This window comes from Rhizobium sp. AG207R, assembly GCF_027109195.1.
Classification (GTDB): Bacteria; Pseudomonadota; Alphaproteobacteria; order Rhizobiales; family Rhizobiaceae; genus Rhizobium; species Rhizobium dioscoreae.
Map to the genome: position 1 here is coordinate 76,946 of NZ_JAEPVT010000015.1, position 20,375 is coordinate 97,320.

General features: G+C 60.1%; 15 protein-coding genes. 4 read left to right on the plus strand and 11 right to left on the minus strand.

Annotated features, from left to right (window positions below):
- The first annotated feature begins 34 nt into the window (after window positions 1-34).
- Together JJQ51_RS29210 and purH are read left to right on the plus strand one after the other, a co-directional pair.
- A complete protein-coding gene (locus JJQ51_RS29210; RefSeq protein WP_233788773.1) occupies window positions 35-1,681 on the plus strand; it encodes a heparinase II/III family protein in 1,647 nt (548 codons plus the stop codon).
- Between the two features lie 97 nt (window positions 1,682-1,778).
- Complete coding sequence (gene purH, locus JJQ51_RS29215) at window positions 1,779-3,395, plus strand: bifunctional phosphoribosylaminoimidazolecarboxamide formyltransferase/IMP cyclohydrolase (protein ID WP_269245601.1); 1,617 nt, start codon at window positions 1,779-1,781, stop codon at window positions 3,393-3,395.
- 67 nt (window positions 3,396-3,462) lie between these two features.
- On the opposite strand, the gene JJQ51_RS29220 is transcribed toward purH, so the two are convergent.
- Window positions 3,463-4,854, minus strand: coding sequence for an MFS transporter (locus JJQ51_RS29220; protein ID WP_113501457.1), 1,392 nt, complete (start codon window positions 4,852-4,854; stop codon window positions 3,463-3,465).
- A 48-nt stretch (window positions 4,855-4,902) separates the two neighbouring features.
- Window positions 4,903-9,693 (minus strand): NAD-glutamate dehydrogenase, encoded by a 4,791-nt coding sequence (locus JJQ51_RS29225; protein ID WP_269245602.1) that lies wholly within the window; start codon window positions 9,691-9,693, stop codon window positions 4,903-4,905.
- A gap of 294 nt (window positions 9,694-9,987) precedes the next feature.
- Between JJQ51_RS29225 and pdxY the strand changes: the two genes are divergently transcribed.
- Together pdxY and JJQ51_RS29235 are read left to right on the plus strand one after the other, a co-directional pair.
- Entirely contained in the window at window positions 9,988-10,863 is an 876-nt protein-coding gene (gene pdxY / locus JJQ51_RS29230) for a pyridoxal kinase PdxY (RefSeq protein WP_113352837.1), read from the plus strand.
- A gap of 72 nt (window positions 10,864-10,935) precedes the next feature.
- Window positions 10,936-11,577, plus strand: coding sequence for a carbonic anhydrase (locus JJQ51_RS29235; RefSeq protein WP_113389673.1), 642 nt, complete (start codon window positions 10,936-10,938; stop codon window positions 11,575-11,577).
- A 111-nt stretch (window positions 11,578-11,688) separates the two neighbouring features.
- Here the strand turns inward: JJQ51_RS29235 and JJQ51_RS29240 are convergent, their stop codons facing one another.
- The 9 genes from JJQ51_RS29240 to leuD form a co-directional block, all read right to left on the minus strand.
- The gene (locus JJQ51_RS29240) at window positions 11,689-12,510 is read right to left on the minus strand and encodes a lytic murein transglycosylase (protein ID WP_152096602.1); all 822 of its coding nucleotides are present in this window, start codon (window positions 12,508-12,510) and stop codon (window positions 11,689-11,691) included.
- A 278-nt stretch (window positions 12,511-12,788) separates the two neighbouring features.
- A complete protein-coding gene (locus JJQ51_RS29245; protein WP_069613887.1) occupies window positions 12,789-13,823 on the minus strand; it encodes an aspartate-semialdehyde dehydrogenase in 1,035 nt (344 codons plus the stop codon).
- Window positions 13,824-14,197: 374 nt separating this feature from the next.
- On the minus strand, window positions 14,198-14,707 hold the full coding sequence (locus JJQ51_RS29250) for a Dps family protein (RefSeq protein WP_113333488.1): 510 nt from the start codon (window positions 14,705-14,707) through the stop codon (window positions 14,198-14,200).
- Window positions 14,708-15,002: 295 nt separating this feature from the next.
- The gene (locus tag JJQ51_RS29255; RefSeq protein ID WP_152096603.1) at window positions 15,003-15,752 is read right to left on the minus strand and encodes an SDR family NAD(P)-dependent oxidoreductase; all 750 of its coding nucleotides are present in this window, start codon (window positions 15,750-15,752) and stop codon (window positions 15,003-15,005) included.
- A gap of 157 nt (window positions 15,753-15,909) precedes the next feature.
- Window positions 15,910-16,164 (minus strand): ArsR/SmtB family transcription factor, encoded by a 255-nt coding sequence (locus JJQ51_RS29260; RefSeq protein WP_113352834.1) that lies wholly within the window; start codon window positions 16,162-16,164, stop codon window positions 15,910-15,912.
- A gap of 146 nt (window positions 16,165-16,310) precedes the next feature.
- On the minus strand, window positions 16,311-17,075 hold the full coding sequence (lpxE, locus tag JJQ51_RS29265) for a lipid A 1-phosphatase LpxE (protein WP_113397761.1): 765 nt from the start codon (window positions 17,073-17,075) through the stop codon (window positions 16,311-16,313).
- 191 nt (window positions 17,076-17,266) lie between these two features.
- Entirely contained in the window at window positions 17,267-18,379 is a 1,113-nt protein-coding gene (gene leuB, locus JJQ51_RS29270; protein ID WP_269245603.1) for a 3-isopropylmalate dehydrogenase, read from the minus strand.
- 156 nt (window positions 18,380-18,535) lie between these two features.
- Window positions 18,536-19,354, minus strand: coding sequence for a sugar phosphate isomerase/epimerase family protein (locus JJQ51_RS29275; RefSeq protein WP_069613881.1), 819 nt, complete (start codon window positions 19,352-19,354; stop codon window positions 18,536-18,538).
- A gap of 263 nt (window positions 19,355-19,617) precedes the next feature.
- Window positions 19,618-20,226: a 3-isopropylmalate dehydratase small subunit gene (gene leuD, locus JJQ51_RS29280; protein WP_113333457.1), complete on the minus strand. Its 609-nt coding sequence runs from the start codon at window positions 20,224-20,226 to the stop codon at window positions 19,618-19,620.
- Window positions 20,227-20,375: the final 149 nt, after the last annotated feature.

Here is a 20,375-nt window from a genome sequence, read left to right on the forward strand (position 1 = left end):
TGCAGATCTGCGGCAGGGTTTAGTGAGTTCATACATGCGGGAAGCATGGCGGCGGATGTCGCGCCGCGCGGCGTTGACGCGATTGCGTCTTACCCGCCACACGATGCGTGTGCCGGAGCGCCTGATCGTGGCACCGACCGATCTGCGCAGCGTCGATCCCTTTTTCGTCGAAGAGCTTTTGAACGGCCGCATTCTGCTCGCCGGGCGCGTTTTGGAAACACAAGGTGCATCGCCCTTCTCACTGGAGCTGCCGTCGCTGGCCTTTGCCGCCCGGCTGCATAATTTTCGCTGGCTGCGGCATTTACGGGCGGAAAAGAGTGATCAGGCCTCGGCCATGGCGCGATCGATCCTCACGGATTGGATTGCCGTCCACGGCCGCCGGCTGCATGGCCTTGCCTGGTCACCCGATATAGCGGCGCAGCGGCTGATCGCGCTTCTGTCGCATTCGCCCGTACTTTTGCAGGGCACGGATAGCGGTTTCTACCGCCGCTTCATGCGCATGCTCGTCTTCCATGTGCGCTTTCTGCGTCGGATCGTTGCGTCCTCGCCTGACGGCATCACCCGGTTCCGTGTGCGCATCGCGCTTGCCATGGCCTCGGTCGCCATGCCGAGCAGTTCCCTCACGCTGAAACGGGCCGGTCAGGCGCTCGACCGGGAGATCGACCGGCAAATCCTGCAGGATGGCGGCCATATCTCGCGCAATCCGCGGGCGTCGCTGGAATTACTGCTCGATCTGCTGCCGCTGCGCCAGACCTATGTCAATCTCGGCCATGACGTGCCGATCCGGCTCATCCCCGGCATCGACCGCATGTATCCGGCGCTTCGTTTCTTCCGCCATCAGGATGGCGATCTGGCGCTGTTCAACGGTGCGACCTCGACGCTTGCCAACGAGCTGATGTCGGTGCTGCGCTATGACGAGACGGCCGGCCAGACCTTCAAGGCACTACCGCACACGAAATATCATCGTTTGGCCGCCGGTTCGGCCGTCGTCATCGTTGATGCCGGCTCTGCTGGCTCCGTCGATCTCAGCCGCACGGCGCATGCCGGCTGTCTTTCCTTCGAGATGTCGTCTGGCAAGTCGCGCTTCATCATCAATTCCGGCGCGCCCGAATTTGCGGGTGACCGCTTCATGCAGGCGGCGCGGGCGACTGCGGCGCATTCGACCGTCACGCTCAACGACACCTCGTCCTGTCAGTTCTCCAAATCGAAATCGCTTGGGCCGATCATGGTCAGCGGCGTCAAGAAGGTCATCGTCGAGCGCGCCGAGACCGAAGACGGGCGAGACTATGTCCGTGCCGCGCATGACGGCTATCTCTCCGCCTTCGGCTACGTCCATGAGCGCGAGATCAGTCTGAATGCCAGCGGCACGATCGTCGCCGGCCGCGACCGGTTCTTCGTGCCGGAGGGCAAGAAGCATCAGCCGAAGGGTGAGGGCATTGCTTCTGCCCGTTTTCACATTCACCCCTCCATCAGCCTGCTGCAGACCGAGACGGATGCCGCGCTGCTGATCGCCCCGGATGGAGAGACCTGGATCTTCTCCTCCCCTGGCAACGAGGTGCTGGTCGCGGAAGATATCTTCTTTGCCGATCCCTCAGGTATGCGTTCCTCCGATCAGCTTGAGATTGTCTTCCGGATCACGGAAAAGCCGGAAATCCGCTGGTTTTTATCGCATCGGCCATAGGCTAAGCGCGTGAGCTATGCTAACGGGGCGGCATTATCCGTCCCGCGCCCTTTTTTGCCGGACGCCACATCTCCCTATGCCAGACCGGAGAAAGCCCATGGCCGTCGTTTCCAAGAAAATTCCCGCTCCCGACAAGGTGAAGGTGAAAACCGCGCTTCTGTCCGTTTTCGACAAGACCGGCATCGTCGAGCTGGCGCGTGCGCTGAGCGAACAGGGCGTGCGCCTGCTGTCGACCGGCGGTACGCACAAGGCGATTGCTGCAGCCGGCCTTGCGGTGACCGACGTGTCGGAAGTGACGAATTTTCCTGAGATCATGGACGGCCGCGTCAAGACGCTGCATCCGAAGGTGCATGGCGGCCTGCTCGCCATTCGTGACGATGCCGAGCATCAGGCTGAAATGAAGGAGCACGGTATCGAAGGCATCGATCTTGCCGTCATCAATCTTTACCCCTTCGAGGACGTGCGCAAAGCCGGAGGCGATTATCCGACAACGGTGGAGAATATCGACATCGGCGGCCCGGCGATGATCCGCGCTTCGGCCAAAAATCACGCCTATGTGACGACGCTCACCGATCCCGCCGATTATGCCGAGCTGCTGGCTCAGCTTTCCGCCGATGCCGGCCAGACGACCTATGATTTCCGCAAGCGCATGGCCGCAAAGGCTTTCGCCCGCACCGCTGCTTACGACGCGATGATCTCTAACTGGTTTGCCGAAGCGCTGGATATCGCCACGCCGCGCCACCGCGTCATCGGCGGTGTGCTGCGCGAGGAGATGCGTTATGGTGAAAATCCGCACCAGAAGGCGGCTTTCTACCTGACTGGCGAAAACCGTCCCGGCGTCTCGACGGCAACGCTCATCCAGGGCAAGCAGCTGTCCTACAACAACATCAACGACACTGACGCGGCCTATGAGCTCGTCGCCGAGTTCCTGCCGGAAAAGGGGCCGGCCTGCGCGATCATCAAGCATGCCAATCCCTGCGGTGTCGCCACGGGTCCGAGCCTGGTGGAAGCCTATAAGCGCGCTCTCGCCTGCGATTCCACCTCCGCCTTCGGCGGCATCATTGCGCTGAACAGCCTGCTCGATGCCAAAACGGCCGAAGAGATCGTCAAGCTCTTCACCGAGGTCATCATCGCGCCCGAAGTGAGCGAGGAAGCCAAGGCGATCATCGCCCGCAAGCCGAATCTCCGCCTGCTCTCGGTTGGCGCCCTGCCCGATCCACGCGCCGCTGGCCTCACCGCAAAAACCGTCTCCGGCGGGCTGCTGGTTCAGAACCGCGACAACGCGCTGGTCGAGGACATGGAGCTCAAGGTCGTTACCAAGCGCGCGCCGACGGCGCAGGAGCTGGAAGACATGAAATTCGCCTTCCGTGTGGCCAAGCATGTGAAGTCGAATGCCGTCGTTTACGCCAAGGATGGCCAGACGGCCGGCATCGGCGCCGGACAGATGAGCCGCGTCGATTCCGCCCGCATCGCTGCCATCAAGGCCGAGGAAGCCGCCAAGGCCATGGGGCTTGCCGAGCCACTGACGCGTGGCTCCGCCGTCGCTTCCGAAGCTTTCCTGCCTTTTGCCGATGGCCTACTCTCGGCGATCGCCGCCGGCGCCACCGCCGTCATCCAGCCCGGCGGTTCGATGCGCGACCAGGAAGTGATCGACGCGGCCAACGAGCACAATGTCGCGATGGTCTTCACCGGCGTTCGCCACTTCCGTCACTGATCGGCGGATATATCGGATTTATAAAACGTATATCCCGGTTGGTTTGCCAGCCGGGATTTTTCTTTGCCTACTTCGCTCTATCGGCCGGATAAGGTGTCGGCAACAGAAGCAGCAGGCCACCGGCGAGGAAGATGACAAGCGTCGCCATGCCGAGGCGGGCCGAGCCGCTCCAATAGGTCACCAGCGAGAAGAACAAAGTCGCCATAAAGCTAGTGGCGCGGCCTGACAGGGCGTAGATGCCGAAATAGCGGCCGGCTTCCGAGAGGCTGACGCTGCGGGCGAGATAGGACCGCGAGGAGGCCTGCACAGGCCCGAAGGCGATGCCGATCAAAAGGCCGTAGCCGATATAGGCCTTTTCCGCCGCCGTACCGAACAGACCACCGGCGCTGATGGTGGAGAGCGGCACGAGGCCAAAGAGCGTGAAACCAGGGCCGGTTGAGAGGATGCCGAAAGTGGCGACGAGCAGCAGCGTCAGACTAATGATAACGGTCATTTTCGAGCCCAGCCAGCGATCGACATAGCCGGCGGCAAAGCAGCCGAAAATGGCGATGATGTTGAGGATGATGCCGTAGATGCCGATCTCGATCGTCGCCCAGCCGAACATGCCGGCCGCGAAGGTGCCGCCGAGGATCAGGAGGCCGTTGACGCCGTCCTGATAGATCATCCGGGCGACAAGAAAGAGGCTGATGCCGCGCCGGCGCCTCAGCTCGCCCAAGGTCGCCGATAGCTCGCGCAGGCCCGAGCGAACGGCGGCGCCCAAGGGCAAGCCGCGTGCGGCATCCGGCGTGAAGAGAAACATCGGCAGAATGAAGATGAAATACCAAACGGCCGAAATCGGCCCGGTGATACGAGCATCCTCGCCTAGCGTGGCGTTGAGGCCGAAGAGCGGGGTGAGGCCGAGAATGGTCTTGCCGGTCTGTGGATTGCCGGCGAGCAAGGCCACGACGGTGATCAGCACGATCATGCCGCCGAGATAGCCGAGCCCCCAGGCGGCGTTCGACAGCCTGCCGACATCATCCTTACCAACCAGCCGCGGCATCATGGAATCATTGAAGACGATCGAGAATTCGGCCGAGATCGAGGCGAGGATCATGAAGATCACCGGATAGATGACCGGCGAGCCGGGTGCCGCGCCCCAGAGGCAAAAAAGGCTGACGATCTTGATGACGGCGAAGAAGGCGATCCATGGCTTGCGGGCGCCGGATTGATCGGCGATCGAGCCGAGGACCGGTGAAAGGATGGCGATGATCACCGAGGAGATCGTCGCCATATTGCTCCATGTCGTCTGCGCGGAGACGGGATCGGCCGTCAGCCGCGCGACGAAATAGGGGCCGAAGATGAAGGTGGTAACGACCGTGAAGAACGGCTGAGCCGCCCAGTCGAAGAACATCCAGCCCCAGATACCGCGTGCCGGCACTTTGGCCGGCACGTTATCGTCAACAATTTCGGTCGCCACCAGATCCAGTCCTCATTCCCTCATCCCGTGACGGGGACGAGGCGGACTGTCTCATCTTGCCCGGCCGTTCGCAAGATCGCTGAGCAGGCCGGCAGCGACGGTGATGCGGGCGAGGTTCGGATCGCCGCTTTCGCTGAGGCCGCCGAGCTCTTCGGCGATGCGATTGATGCGGATACGGTCTTCCGCATGCCATGCCTGAACCGGCTGCTTGTCCTTCGGATGGTTGGACAAAGCGGAGATGACAATGTCACGGCGGGCGCCAGCGATCTGGTCGAGGCTACGCGCCAGCGCCAGGCTCTCGTAATGATCGCCGGTAACGATCCGGCTGCCGGCCAGCAGCAGGCGGCCGACGCGGAAGGTCTGCGATACGGTGAAGTAGCTTTCGGCCGCGCGGTTCAGCGTATCGCCGGTGCGTTCGGCGATCTGCATGATCTCAGGCACGAGGACAAGCGCATAGATGGTGGCGATCTCCGACGCGAGCTTCTCCGGCAGGCCGGCTGCCAGATATTCCGCTTCGCGGGCTGCGATCTCGGCCGCGAAATCTGCCGGGATATGGGTGAGGAAGACGGGTCGCAGCTTCTTCAGAGCTGCACGAAGCCGGCTAACGGTTTCCTCGATTTCATCCTTGGCGGCCCCAGTCTTCAATAGCAGGCGCGTAAGCACGGTATAGACTTCAGTGATCTCGCCATAGACGCGGTTCTGCATCTGGCCGCCGACCTTACCGTCAAGTGCATCCGTCTCGTTCCAAAGCCGGTCGAGATCGAAGCCGTCGCGGGCAATGACGGCGGCCTTGACCACCTCGGCCGCCGACGCAGCCGTTGCATCCATCATGCTGACGGCAAAGCCCGGACCACCACGATTGATCGCTTCGTTGGCAAGCGCCGTGCCGATGATCTCGCGGCGCAGACGATGGCTTTCGATGTCCGTTGAATTCGAGCGTTGCATCTTTGCCGGGAAATAGCGGCTGAGCGTGGTGGCGAAATAGGGATCGTCGGGCAGGTCGCTGGCGACAAGCGCATCGAAGAGAACAATCTTGGCATAGGAGAGCAGCACCCCGATTTCGGCGCGCGTCAGCGGCCGCCCATTGGCGTAACGCTCGGCGAAGGTCTGATCGTCGGGCAGGGTTTCGACCTTGCGGTTGAGCTGCTTGGCCGCTTCCAGCACGCTCATGAAGCGGCTGAGTTCGAGAGCGTTGCCTGTGCCCTTGCGCTCCGTCAGCGAGATCGCCAGGGATTGCAGATAGTTGTTGCGCAGGACGAGCGCTGCCACTTCGTCGGTCATGGAGGCGAGCAGCGTATCGCGCTTGGGGCGTGTCAGGCGGCCGTCATGCATGGCGTTGGCAAGCGCTATCTTGATGTTGACCTCGACGTCGGAGGTGTTGACCCCGGCCGAATTGTCGATGGCGTCTGAGTTGCACCGGCCGCCCTTGAGGCCATAGGCGATGCGGCCTTTCTGCGTGACGCCGAGATTGGCGCCCTCGCCGATCACTTTGGCGCGGACTTCGTCCGCCGTGATGCGGATCGGATCGTTGGCGCGATCGCCAACTTCCGAATCGGTTTCGGACGGCGCCTTGACGTAGGTGCCGATGCCGCCGAACCAGAGTAGGTCGACGGGTGCCTTGAGGATCGCCGTCATGATCTCGAAGGGGGTTGCGACCGACTTGTCGATGCCGATGGCGGCGACGGCTTCCGGCGTCAGCGTGACCGATTTTGCCGATCGGGAAATAATCATCGCGCCCTTCGACAAGACAGACTTGTCGAAATCCTGCCAGCTAGAGCGCGGCAGGTCGAACAGGCGCTGGCGTTCGGCGAGCGTCTTTGCCATGTCCGGATCGGGATCGATGAAGATATCGCGGTGGTCGAAGGCGGCGAGCAGGCGGATCTTCGGCGACAGGAGCATGCCGTTGCCGAAGACGTCGCCGGACATGTCGCCGACGCCGACGACGCTGAAGGGCGTCGTCTGGATGTCGATGTCCATTTCGCGGAAATGCCGCTTCACGGTTTCCCAGGCACCGCGGGCTGTGATACCCATCTTCTTGTGGTCGTAGCCGGCCGAGCCGCCCGAAGCGAAGGCGTCGTCCAGCCAGAAGCCTGCTTCCTGCGCCAATGCATTGGCAGTGTCGGAGAAGGTCGCCGTGCCCTTGTCGGCGGCAACGACGAAATAGGGGTCGTCACCGTCAAGCCGTACGGTTTCGGCAGGCGGGATGATATCGGCGCCAGAGATGTTGTCGGTGATCGACAGCAGCGTGCGGATATAGGTCTTGTAGGCCTCACGACCGGCATTGAAGACCTCGTCGCGGCTGCCGCCGACCGGAAGCTTCTTCGGATAGAAGCCGCCTTTGGCGCCGACGGGGACGATAACGGCGTTCTTCACCTGCTGTGCCTTCACAAGGCCTAGAACTTCGGTGCGATAGTCTTCAGCGCGATCCGACCAGCGCAGGCCGCCGCGCGCCACCTTGCCGAAGCGCAAGTGTACGCCTTCCACTTCGACGCCGTAGACGAAGATTTCGCGGAAAGGACGCGGTTCGGGCAAGCCGTCGAGCAGCTTGGGATCGAGCTTGAAGGCGAGCATGGCCTTCGGCGTGCCGTCCGCATTCTTCTGGAAATAGTTGGTGCGCAGCGTCGCGTCGATGGCGTTGACGTAGCGGCGCAGGATGCGGTCGTCGTCGAGGCTCGGTACGTCGGCAAGCTCGGCTTCGATGCTCGCGTGCAGCTCGGAGAGCTTCTTCGTGCGGTTCTTGTCGCTGAGCTTCGGGTCGAGCGTATCGTGGAACAATCGGAAGAGCGATGCGGCAATCCTAGGATATTTATCCAGCGTCGCAGAGATATAATCCTGCGAATAGGCGATGCCGGCCTGTCTGAGATAGCGGGAATAGGCGCGCAGCACATTGGTTTCGCGGGCGGAGAGATCGGCAGAGACGATCAGCCGGTTGAAGGCGTCGTTGTCGATCGTGCCGCCGAAGGCAGCAAGGAAGGCTTCTTCCAGGGCGGCGCCATGGCGGGCGAGATCGATCGTCAGGCCGCTGCGGGTTTCGAGCTCCATATCATGGAGCACGACATGGCCGGTCGAACCGTCCTTGGCCGTGACATAGATATCGAAGGTGCGCTCGCTGATAACGTTGAAACCGAGATTTTCGAGCAGCGGCACGCGGCGCGACAGCGCCAGGTTGCCGTCGCCGTGGAAGATCTTCAGCGAGAGAATGTCGCCTGCCTCGTCCTTGCGGATATAGAAGCCGATGCGGATCGGCTCAACACCGGCAGTGGCGATGATATCTGGCAGATCGGCAAAGGCGTCTTCCGGCGAGAAGGCTTCTTGAAAAGCCTGGCTGACGGAGATGCTCGGCGCCTTCGGGCCGGCCAGCATGGCGAAGCGCTCGTCCCAGCGGGCTGTGATGGCACGGATCGCCTCCTCCAGCTTGGCCTGCGGAACATGCGGCGTCTTGCCGGCGCTGCGACCAATGATGAAGTGCACGCGCGCCACGCCACCTTCCGGGAAAGCCGGGTAATAAGCGGAGACGCGGCCGTCATAGACCGACTTCAGGTAATTGCCGATCTTCTCGCGGACAACGGAATCATATTCCTCGCGCGGGACATAGACGATGACGGAGACGAAACGGTCGAAATGGTCGATGCGCGGCAATGCGCGAACGCGCGGCCGGTCGGTCAGGTCGTTGATCTGCTCGGCGAAGCTTGCCAGCAATGAGGTGTCGATCTGGAAGAGATCGTCGCGCGGATAGGATTCCAGCGTGTTTTCGAGCATTCGGCCGGAATGGCTTGTGGGGTCGAAACCGAAATGATCCTTGACCTTCTGCACCTTTGAGCGCAGCAGCGGCACTTCCGCGGCAGCGCTGGTATAGGCGGTGGAGGTGAAGAGGCCAACGATGCGCAGCTCGCCCGTCACGTTGCCATCCGTGTCGAAGCGCTTGACGCCGACATAATCCATATAGGCGCGGCGGTGGACGATCGATTTGACATTGGCCTTGGTGACGATCAGGAAATCCGGGCCGTCGAGGAAAGCGAGGATTTCCGGTGTCGTCGTGACGGCGTCCTTGCCCTGCCGAAGAACGCGGACATCCGGATTGGAGAGGATGCCGAGGCCGGTGCCGCGATCCCGCTCGACCTTCGCATCGGCGCCCTTGCCGGAATAGACATATTCACGCATGCCGAGGAAGGTGAAATTGCCGTCCCGTAGCCAGGCAAGGAAGGCGAGCGCTTCGTCGCGATCGTTCTTGCGGCGGCCGGCGGCCTCATAGGTTGATAGTTCCGATATCACGGTATCCAGGCGCGACAACATTGGCTTCCAGTCGGAAACGGCAAGATGCGTCTGATCGAGCACGGTCTGAAGCCGCTTGGTCAGATCGCTCGCCTGCGCTGTCGTCAGCGGCGAGAGATGAAGCTGGATATGGCTGACGCGACGGGCCGGGTCGCTCGGCTGATCGGCCGAATAAAGGCTCGGCTGCTTGCCCTTCTCGATGACTAGGATCGGATGCACCGCCATGTAGAGATCGCGGTAGCTGCTGGTGACCTCGCCCATGATCGATTCATAGAGGAAGGGCATGTTGTGGTCGGTGATCGAGAGGATCGACACCGCAACGCCATCGGGCTCGATGCCGGCGACCTGCTCTATGTTGACGCGGGGAACCGTGCCGCTCCAGGCTGCCAGTTCCCTAGCGGCATGTGCCGCGGCAAGTGCCAGCATTTCCGGGCTGTAAAGCTCCATGTCGTCATTGCTCGCCCGGCCGAACAGGATTTCGGGATCGAGATGCGCTTCACCCGTTGCCGCGGCAATTTTGCGTGCCGCTTCGATCTGTTTTTCCCGTTTCGGATTGGTCTTAGGCGCCATGGAATTCCTCCCGATCTTCGAATTTTGACGACAGTAGCAGAAGGTTTAGCGAAAAAACTGGCAAAAAGAATGCGAATTTGGTTGCTTTCGGACTGATTTTGGCCGGTTTCTTTAAAAATCTTGCCGAAACGCGCGATCTCGATGCAAAGCGGATATCATCGGTGTGACATTGGCGGAATCAACTGGTCAACAGAGGTTTTCATGACTCTGTGAAGTGCGGTTGACAGAGTGCCGCCAAAGGGATCATCAACGGCGCCATGGCAGTTTGAAGCCCTGAACTTGAAAGCTAGCATCATGTCGCAAGTGTCCGCCGGCGCCGTTATCGTCATCTCCAGCCACGTCGTCCGAGGGTCCGTCGGCAATCGCGCCGCCGTTTTCGCGCTGGAGACGCTTGGCCATCCGGTGTGGGCGCTGCCGACGATCGTTCTGCCGTGGCATCCCGGTCATGGACGTTCGACGCGCTTGACCTTCAACGAGGCGGATTTCGACCATGCGATCGACGATCTCATCGCCGCACCCTGGCTTTCCGAGGTAAAGGCAGTTCTGTCGGGATATTTCGGCAATGCTGCACAGGTGCGTTCCGTTGCAAGGCTCGTAACGGCTATGCGGGAGAAGAACCCCGATCTCCTCTATGCCTGCGATCCCGTTATCGGCGATGCGGGCGGGCTTTATGTGCCTGAAGCAACGGCGGAAGCGATCCGCGACCATCTGATCCCGCTGGCGTCGCTCGCGACGCCGAACCGCTATGAGCTTGCCTGGCTTGCGGGAGCGCCTCTCGAGGATAACAACGCCATCATGGAGGCGGCTCTCGCGCTTGGCCCGTCGCGCATGTTGGTGACGTCTGCCGTGCCGATGATGGCCGGCGGCATCGGCAATCTCTATCTGAGCGGCCGAAACGCTCTGCTTGCCGAGCATCGCAGCGTCGAAGGCGCGCCGAATGGACTGGGCGATCTCCTGTCTGCCGTGTTCCTGTCGCGCTTGCTTTCCGGCATAGATGAGGAGCGGGCATTACAGCTGACGACGGCCAGCGTCTTTGAAGTGCTGGCGCGCGCCGTCAAGCGCGGCAGCAACGAACTGACGCTTGCCGTCGATTCCGCAAGCCTGTCGACGCCAATGGCGATGGTGCAGCTGAGGCATCTCGTCCACCCGGCGCAGCGGAAGAAAAAGTAACGGCTGAAAGCGGCGGGAGCTTTTTGCAGCGCAGCAGTTGCCATCGGCCGAAGTGCATTGTAATCCAATATCATGCAAAGCTTTCCCGACACCCTTCTGAACGGTTATCGCAACTTCATGAGCGGGCGTTACGTCGATGAGCGCGAACGCTATCGCACTCTCGCCGAGCTTGGCCAAAGCCCATCGACCCTCGTGATAGCCTGTAGTGACTCCCGTTCGGCGCCGGAGATCATCTTCGACGCCGGACCGGGCGAACTCTTCGTCATCCGTAACGTCGCCAACATGGTACCGCCCTACGAGCCGGACAGCAATTTCCATGCGACTTCGGCAGCGCTGGAATTCGCCGTTCTGTCGCTCAAGGTTTCCGATATCGTCGTAATGGGCCATGGCCGCTGCGGCGGCATTCGCGCCGCACTTGATCCGAACGCGGAGCCGCTGTCGCCGGGCGATTTCATCGGCCGTTGGATGGCGCTGCTGAAGCCCGCGGCCGAACAGATCCAGAGCAATGACATCATGACGCAGACCGAGCGCCAGACCGCGCTGGAGCGCATTTCGATCCGCAATTCGCTCGACAATCTGCGCAGCTTTCCGGAAATCAAGGCACGTGAGGAGGAGGGCAAGCTCAATCTCCACGGCGCATGGTTCGATATTTCGACAGGCGAGCTGTGGGTCATGGATCCGGCCACGCGCGATTTCATCCGCCCTGAGATTTAAGAGGCCTGAGGTTTAGGAGTCAGGCGCCTGGCAGGACGGCAGGTGGATCAAACGAAAAAGGCGCCGCAGACCATCTGGTCGCAGCGCCTTTTTTGATTCACGAGATCAGGCTTACTTGCCGTCGATCTGCTGGCCGATATAGGCAATCGCCTGCTGATAGACCTTCGCGTCGTTCCAGCCAGCAATGGCGGAGAAATTCGGCTCGCCGGGCTGGTAACCGGCACCCGGCTGCCAACCATGGCCGCGCAGGAAGTTGGCGGTCGAGGCCAGTGCATCCGCGCGCGAGCCGACAAGATCGACCCTGCCATCGCCATCTTCGTCGACGCCGAAGGCGACTACGTTTTTCGGCATGAACTGCGTCTGGCCGATTTCGCCATGAGCCGCGCCGCGTGCTGACGGGCTGAGATAACCTTCGCCGACGAGCTTCAGGGCCGCGTAGAGTTGCTCGGTAAAGAACGCGGAACGACGGCAATCATAAGCAAGCGTCGAGACGGCCGAAAGCGTATGCTGGTCGCCCATATAGCTGCCGAAGCCGGTTTCCATGCCCCAGATGGCGATGATCGGGCCTGGGGGAACGCCGAAGCGCTTCTGGATCTTTGCGAAGAGGGCCGCGTTGGCCTGCTTCATGCTCTTGCCGCGATTGATGATCGTCTGGCCGCCGCGCTTCTTCATGAATTCCTCGAAGGAAAGCTTGAAGCTCTTCTGGCCGCGGTCGGCGCGGATGGTGGGCTGGTTGTAATGAACGTTGGCGAAGGCCCTGTCGAGGGTAGAGGGGCTAACACCCTGTCCCTGCGCTTCCCGTTTGAATTCCTGCACCCAATTCTCGAATCCGGCGGAAGTGTTGCCGCAAGATGCGGCGTTTGCCGCAAGCGGCATTCCCAGCAGCAATCCGCCCGCCACGAGAGCTGCCATTCCAGATTTTGTTAAGCGCATTCAGTGTCCCCGAAATCTTACCGCGGTGCGAACGCGGTAACCGTTTTCAATGGCGCGTAAACCCTTGAAAGCCAGGGATCACGCGCGTTTAGTCGCTACCGGACCATGCCAGCATCCGGTTATCATGTCATCATATTTTAGCGAATGATGTTTTCATGTGAAACATCGCCGCCAAAATCATTCAGAAAAGCCCCGCCTTTCATCCGAAATGGCGGGGCTTCCGTTCTAACCTGCTTACCCAAAGAGGGTTGATAAACCGTAAATTGGTTTACAGATCCTTATGCAGCCTGCTTGCGCGGCTTGATCAGGCCGCGATTGACGAGCAATTCGGCGATCTGGATGGCGTTGAGGGCGGCACCCTTGCGCAGGTTGTCGGAGACGACCCACAGGTTGAGGCCGTTCTCGACGGTCGCGTCTTCACGGATGCGAGAAATATAGGTCGCATCTTCGCCGGCGGATTCGTAAGGCGTGATGTAACCGCCGTTTTCGCGCTTGTCGATGACGAGGCAGCCGGGCGCTTCACGCAGGATATCGCGAGCCTGATCGGCGGTGATCTCGTTTTCGAACTCGATGTTGACCGATTCCGAATGGCCGATGAAAACGGGCACACGGACAGCCGTGCAGGTGACCTTGATTTTCGGGTCGAGCATCTTCTTGGTTTCGGCCAGCACCTTCCATTCTTCCTTGGTGTAGCCATCTTCCATGAAGACATCGATATGCGGGATGACGTTGAAGGCGATGCGCTTGGTGAACTTCTTTGCCTCGATCGGATCGGCGACGAAGACGGCGCGGGTCTGGTTGAACAGCTCGTCCATGCCGTCCTTGCCGGCGCCGGAGACCGACTGGTAGGTCGAGACGACGACGCGCTTGATCTTGGCGAAGTCATGAAGCGGCTTCAGGGCGACGACGAGCTGCGCGGTCGAGCAATTCGGGTTGGCGATGATGTTGCGCTTGGTGAACTGCGTGACGGCGTCCGGGTTCACTTCGGGCACGATCAGCGGCACGTCGGCGTCATAACGCCACGCGGAAGAGTTGTCGATGACGACGCAGCCCTGGGCGCCGATCTTCGGCGAGAACTTTTTCGAAACGTCGCCGCCGGCCGACATCAGGCAGATGTCGGTGTCGGAGAAATCGTAGTTCTCCAGGTTGGAAACCTTCAGCGTCCGGTCGCCAAAGGAAACTTCGGTTCCCTGCGAGCGGGCCGATGCGAGTGCCACGACCTCATCGGCCGGGAAGCCGCGTTCGGCCAGGATATTGAGCATTTCGCGGCCGACATTCCCGGTCGCGCCCGCTACTGCAACTTTGAAACCCATTTCTCAAGCTCTCTTTCTCTTCTCTCCTCTTTGGCGAGGGGGGAACCGCAGCCATAACGACCGGTTCCTGTCCCCGGCCGAGCCGGGGAGAGAGCGGCAGGCCAGAGACGTCAGACGGTTTTCGTCGTCGTTTTGGCCTTGGTTTTGGAAGAAACCGGAAAATAGACATCCCGCCCGGCACATTGTGCCAGGTGACTGAAGCTATCGAGCTGTTCGAAGCGAACCATGGAAGTCTTCCTTTTCCGTCGCCGGTTCTAAGATGTTTTCCACAGGAGTCAAGGATTTCCTCGCTTGTATCGGTGCGGAAGCGAGGAAATCGGAGGCGTCGAAACCAGCCTTCAACTTATCAAATTGGAAGGCGCGCCGTTTCGGTGTCAGCGGTTGGACTTGCGCGTGGTTTCAAACAGGAACCAAGTGCGGCGCTCGGTCTCGTCTATCCAGTTTTCCAGAAGGCTGGCCGTGGCGACATCGCCATATTCGTCGCAAACGTCGTGGACGGCACGCATTTCGGCGGAGAGCTTGAGGTTATCGTCAGCCAGTTCGGCGAGCATGTCCTGCGGGTCGACATATTCGGCGTCGTTGTCGGGAATGCGCTGCAGCTTGGCGATCTGGCCGATCGAGTGGAGGGTCGTTCCGCCGATCTTCCGGCAGCGCTCGGCCATAGGATCGGTCATGGCGAAAATCTGATCGCCGTGCTCGTCGAGAAGCAGGTGATAATCACGGAAATGCGGGCCACTCATGTGCCAGTGAAAATTCTTAGTCTTCAAATAGAGAGCAAAGACATCCGCCAGCAGCGCTGTCAGAGCTGCGGAAATATCGCGCGTCGCGTCTTCGCTGAGATTGGTGCGAGTGCCCAATTTCGATTTGGTATTGGCAGTATTCATAAAGACGTCCTCCATTTGTTGTTCACGACAGCGATCGTCGGCGGATCTTAGGGGAGTTCGATGACATCAGCTGCTGCGTGGGATCGCATTGAAGACAGGATTATTTTAAATCTGACAGCCGAGCTGTCGCTTCGCGGCACGATCAACTGCGATGCTAAGCGGAAAACCCGAACGTCTTTACTAAATAGGAAAATGAGATGGTTTGGCAATTGCTTGCTAATGTATTAGCCAGGCGCGCGGTTGTGTCGCGCCCGGCAAACTGCCTCCTCTCGGAAGGCAGCACCGCGAATAGCGGCTACTTCAGACCGCCACCGACATAGAGGGTTTCGCCGGTCACCCACGCGGCATCCTGCGAAGCGAGGAAGACGGCGACCGGAGCGATATCGGTCGGCTGGCCGAGACGGCCGAGGGGCGTCTGGGAGACGAGATGCTTCTCGAAGTCGCTGCCGATGACGCCTGCCGCAACGACACCCTCTGTTTCAACGCCGCCCGGCGCCAGGTTGTTGACCCGGATATTCCGCGGCCCGAGCTCTTTGGCGAGGATCTTGGTAATGGAATCGACCGCGGCCTTGGTTGCCGTATAGACGGAGGCAGTCGGCAAGTTCATGCTGACGGCGTTGGAGCCGATGTTGATCACATTTCCACCTTCTGGGCCGAAATACCTGACGGCTTCCCGCGTGGTCAGCAGCGTGCCCAGCACGTTGATATTGAATTCACGGTGGAATTCTTCTTCGGTGAATTCCTCGATGGTCGCGAATTGGTAGACGCCGGCATTGTTGACGAGGATATCGACGCGGCCAAATGCCTGTTTTGTTTCGGCGAAGAGGCGTTTGACGTCTTCGGCTTTGGAAACGTCGCCGTGCACGGCGAGCGCCTTGCCGCCCTTGACGGTGATTTCGGCTACTACCCTGTCGGCTCCTTCGCGGCTCGATGCGTAATTGACGACAACGGCCGCGCCCGCTTCGCCCATTGCCTTGGCGATGCCGGCGCCGATGCCCTTGGATGCTCCAGTCACGATCGCGACCTTGCCTGCCAGTTTGCTCATGTCATTTTCCTTCGAAAAACTTAGACAATTTTACAATCATCGAATCATTTGGCGCATGCGACCCGAAAACCGATCGCACCGTCACTTTGATATTTAGATAATCATCTAATTGATACAAGAGCCACGAGAAGAAATGCTGATGGCGTGTAAGGAATTGTCAGATCTTGGAAAGTTCCGCCATATAAGCGTTCAGAGTGTCGCGACGTAACACGAGATTGGCGAATTTACCTTCGCGCTGGATCTCGATGAGCCCGGCATTCTCCAGTTCCTTGATGTGATGCGACATCGTTGCGGCGCTGACGGCGTGGCATTCATTCAGAAGGCTGCAGGGCGTAGGCTCGGTTCGCGTGCCGATCTCTTTCAGGATCTGCACACGTCGCGGTTCGGCAAGTGCCCGGGAGATCAATCCCATCTGCCTCTCGCTTAAACGTATTGGCCCGGCATCCATGGTGTTCATCGCAAACGAAATCGGGTTGACCGTCTTCGGTCATCCCTATTCTGCCAGATATATGAATGTGCGAGGGCCTTGGCAACCTTTGCGCTGCGGCCGTGACCGGCTCAGGAATCGGTCTGTCGCGTCTTGCCGCTTTTGAATAGTGGCAAGCGCGGCGTCGGCCAGCCGGCGGCGTTGATGCGAAAAAGCAAGCCGTAGCGGGAATAGATGATCGCCGTTACGAAGGAAAACCAGCCGCCGAGCGCCAGACCGGCCACCACGTCACTCGGATAATGGGCGCCGACCATGACACGCGTGATCGCCAGCCATAAGGCGCAGGCGGCGAAGATGTAGCGATAGCGCGGAAACAGGAAGGCAAGCGCCACGAACAGAGCGCCGATGGTCGTGGCATGGCCGGAGGGGAAACTTTCGAAGCTGGCACGGCCATTGAAGGGCGAAAAGCCGAAGGGTCCCCAATCGGCAAAATGCGTGGGGCGGGCGCGTCCAATGGCGCGCTTCAGCAAATTGGCGAGGATACCGGAAAGCGCCACGGTCGTCAGGAGATAGCCGCCGATCTGGCAGATGCGCAGTGCCTGGCAGCGACAGCGCTGCGAATACAGCAGCCTGCTGCCAGCCCAACCTTCGAAAAACAGGAAGGCACTGATGAGAAGGATCCATCCGGAATCGCCGAAATCCGTCAGCATTCCGCCGACGAAGCGAAGGCAGGGCGACAGGCTTTTGAGGGTGGCGCCGACCGGCCAGTCGAACAGGAGAGCCGAGAGAAGGACGATATTAGCGGTCAGAAAAAGGCATATTTTCCAATGAGATGGTGCAAAAGCAGCATCACTTCGCCGCCAACGTCTATCGAGAGACGTCAAGATCGCCTGCATAATCAGTGCCTATGTCGATTTCCAATCGGTCCGACTGATAGCAGGTTGTTGTTACAGTTTTTTAGAAAATCAGAACGGAGCGTCGCGGCGATCTCAAGCTGAGACGCGCCTATCCATTCACAAGAAAAAACCCCGTTCTTCGCAGAACGGGGTTTCGTGTTTCACGTGAAATACCAGGCGATCTACCTGGCTTACGCCGAAAGGGCCTTGAATTCGGCGAGGATGGCGTCGCCCATTTCTGTCGTGCCGACCTGGCGGCTGCCAGGCGACATGATGTCGCCGGTGCGGATGCCGCTGTCGAGCACGTTGGCGATCGCCTTTTCCAGCGCATCGGCCTCAGTGACGAGGCCGAAGGAGTAACGCAGGCACATGGCGAAGGAAGCGATCATCGCGATCGGGTTGGCAATGCCCTTACCGGCGATATCGGGGGCAGAACCGTGCACGGGTTCGTAGAGCGCCTTGCGCTTGCCGGTCTTGGCATCGGGGGCGCCGAGCGAAGCCGACGGCAGCATGCCGAGCGAGCCGGTTAGCATGGCGGCGACGTCGGACAGCATGTCGCCGAACAGGTTGTCCGTCACGATGACGTCGAACTGCTTTGGCTGGCGCACGAGCTGCATGCCGCCGGCATCCGCGAGCATATGCTCGAGCTGCACGTCGGCATATTTTTCCTTATGCGTCGCTGTGACGACCTGGTTCCAGAGCACGCCAGACTTCATGACATTGCGTTTTTCCATCGAGCAGACGCGGTTGTTGCGGGTACGCGCCAGTTCGAAGGCAACGCCGGCAATACGCTCGATCTCGTAGGTGTCGTAGACCTGGGTGTCGATGCCGCGCTTCTGGCCGTTGCCGAGGTCGATGATCTCCTTCGGCTCGCCGAAATAGACGCCGCCCGTGAGCTCGCGCACGATCAGGATGTCGAGACCCTCGACCAGTTCCGGCTTCAGCGACGAGGCCGACGCCAGCGCCGGGTAGCAGATGGCTGGGCGCAGGTTGGCGAAGAGCTGCAGATCCTTGCGCAGGCGCAGCAGGCCGGCTTCCGGGCGCACTTCATAGGGAACGCTATCCCACTTCGGGCCGCCTACGGCGCCGAAGAGCACGGCGTCGGCGGCAAGCGCTTTCTGCATGTCCTCTTCGGAGATGGGGGCGCCATGCGCATCATAGGCGCTGCCGCCGACAAGACCTTCATCCGTAACGAAGCCGGCATTCTTCGCCTCGTTCATATAGGCAATGATTTTGCGAACTTCGCCCATGGCCTCGGGGCCGATGCCGTCGCCCGGCAGGAGGAAAAGATTGCGAACTGTCATGGGAAAGCCTCCGCGAAAGAAAAAGTTGCGGGGTTTTTAGACCTGCAAATGCGGCTTTTCAAGCGAGGAAGGGGTCGAAACGGTACGGTTTTCGGGCTTTTGAGACCAGTCACCCGCCCTTGGACCACGAGGGCGGGTGGCTTGCGTTGCTTATCCTTACTCAGCCAGCCCGAGCGAGGCGAGGTAGGCGGCCGATGCCGGGATCTTCGACTTGTCCTTGATTTCGATGATCAGGCGCGGATTGCTGTTAAGCTTGGCAATAGCGGCAAAGACGGCGCGCCAGTGGATGTTGCCTTCGCCGAGGCTCCAGTGGCGATCGGCATAGCCATCCGCATCCTGCAGGTGGACATGTTGCAGGCGATTGCCGGCGGCGTGGACGTAGTAGTCGACCGGCGGAGCGCCGGTATAGCCGTGGGCGTAATGGGCATGACCGGTGTCGATGGAAACGGCGACGGCGGGCGAATTGAAGCTGTCGGCGAGGCCGACGCGGATATGGGGATCCTTGTCCTCGATGTTCTCGATGACCATGGTGAGCCCGATGTCTTCGGCGCGCTTGACGGCCTCTTTCAGCGTCAGATGCGTATATTCGATGATCTTCTCGCGCTCGCCCTTATTGTTGTCGAGGTTGTTGTAGGACCACGACGTATAGGGGCTATGGATGACCATTTGCGTGGCGCCGATATTGGCACAGACGTCGAGTGCCTGCAGCAGGCGCTTTGTGACGACGCCGCGGACGTCCGGGTCCTGTGAGGCGATGACAAAGCCCCAGAACGGGCCGTGGATGCCGAGGCGGCCCTGATGGCCGTCAAGCAGCTTGCGGGCGCGTTCGGCCAGCGGAGCCCAGTCGCCGTTGAGGATTTCGGCTTCAACGAAACTCTGCAGCTCCAGGTCACGCGGCTTTTCGAGCAACCAGTTACGATGGATTTCGACGTCGTCGAGCGTCATGGCGGCGCCAACAATGGGAAGGGAGGTCATGGAGAGGCTCCATTGCGTGGAGAAGATTTAAGGGCGGGAGAAGAGGCCCGAAGGTCTCGGCACGCCTGTATGAACCCCCTTCTTGTCGATCATATTACAACGGTTGGGAAAGATGGTGTCCCGTTTCCGGGATTTGCGTTTTCCGCTCCCTGAGGTGCCGCAGCCGCGGATAGTTCCCTCTCTCTGCAGGCGGCGGGCGTTTTGGCATGAAAAAAGCCGGGCGCAAGGCCCGGCTTCGAAACGCGAAATAGTGATGAAACCGATCAGGCGGCCCAAGGGCGCGATGCGGCGTTCGACTTTTCGAAATTGTCGATCGCGGAGGATTTTTCCAGCGTCAGGCCGATATCATCAAGGCCGTTCAGCAGGCAGTGACGCTTGAATTCGTCGAGTTCGAACTTCAGCGAGCCGCCGTCCGGGCCGGTGATTTCGAGGTTTTCGAGGTCGATCGTCAGAATGGCGTTGGAGCCGCGCGAAGCGTCGTCCATCAGCTTGTCGAGATCTTCCTGGCTGACCTTGATCGGCAGGATGCCGTTCTTGAAGCAGTTGTTGTAGAAGATGTCGGCGAAGCTGGTCGAGATGACGCAGCGGATGCCGAAATCGAGCAGTGCCCAGGGCGCATGCTCGCGCGAGGAGCCGCAGCCGAAATTGTCGCCGGCAACGAGAATCTTGGCGTTCTGATAGGCCGGCTTGTTCAGCACGAAATCCGGGTTCGGAGAACCGTCTTCATTGTAGCGGGCTTCAGCGAAAAGGCCCTTGCCAAGACCCGTGCGCTTGATGGTCTTCAGATAATCCTTCGGGATGATCATGTCGGTATCGACATTGACGACCGGGAGGGGTGCTGCGACACCGGTCAACTTCACGAACTTGTCCATGGGGTCCTGCCTTCATTCTCGTCTAAGCACGAATTATCCTGCCAATAGAGCAAATCCGGCCCGAAATGAAGGAGAATCTTGGAAATGCTCTAAAAGGCGGCGCTTTGGGCGCTTTGCCCTTCAGCACGTGGCCTGAATTGGACACATGA

Bases quoted from the DNA above. Each gene is read 5' to 3' on its own strand.
- JJQ51_RS29210 (WP_233788773.1), top strand. From the start codon at position 35: ATGCGGGAAGCATGGCGGCGGATGTCGCGCCGCGCGGCGTTGACGCGA.
- purH (WP_269245601.1), top strand. From the start codon at position 1,779: ATGGCCGTCGTTTCCAAGAAAATTCCCGCTCCCGACAAGGTGAAGGTG.
- JJQ51_RS29225 (WP_269245602.1), bottom strand. From the start codon at position 9,693: ATGGCGCCTAAGACCAATCCGAAACGGGAAAAACAGATCGAAGCGGCA.
- pdxY (WP_113352837.1), top strand. From the start codon at position 9,988: ATGTCGCAAGTGTCCGCCGGCGCCGTTATCGTCATCTCCAGCCACGTC.
- JJQ51_RS29235 (WP_113389673.1), top strand. From the start codon at position 10,936: ATGCAAAGCTTTCCCGACACCCTTCTGAACGGTTATCGCAACTTCATG.
- JJQ51_RS29240 (WP_152096602.1), bottom strand. From the start codon at position 12,510: ATGCGCTTAACAAAATCTGGAATGGCAGCTCTCGTGGCGGGCGGATTG.
- JJQ51_RS29245 (WP_069613887.1), bottom strand. From the start codon at position 13,823: ATGGGTTTCAAAGTTGCAGTAGCGGGCGCGACCGGGAATGTCGGCCGC.
- JJQ51_RS29250 (WP_113333488.1), bottom strand. From the start codon at position 14,707: ATGAATACTGCCAATACCAAATCGAAATTGGGCACTCGCACCAATCTC.
- JJQ51_RS29255 (WP_152096603.1), bottom strand. From the start codon at position 15,752: ATGAGCAAACTGGCAGGCAAGGTCGCGATCGTGACTGGAGCATCCAAG.
- JJQ51_RS29260 (WP_113352834.1), bottom strand. From the start codon at position 16,164: ATGGGATTGATCTCCCGGGCACTTGCCGAACCGCGACGTGTGCAGATC.
- lpxE (WP_113397761.1), bottom strand. From the start codon at position 17,075: ATGCAGGCGATCTTGACGTCTCTCGATAGACGTTGGCGGCGAAGTGAT.
- leuB (WP_269245603.1), bottom strand. From the start codon at position 18,379: ATGACAGTTCGCAATCTTTTCCTCCTGCCGGGCGACGGCATCGGCCCC.
- JJQ51_RS29275 (WP_069613881.1), bottom strand. From the start codon at position 19,354: ATGACCTCCCTTCCCATTGTTGGCGCCGCCATGACGCTCGACGACGTC.
- leuD (WP_113333457.1), bottom strand. From the start codon at position 20,226: ATGGACAAGTTCGTGAAGTTGACCGGTGTCGCAGCACCCCTCCCGGTC.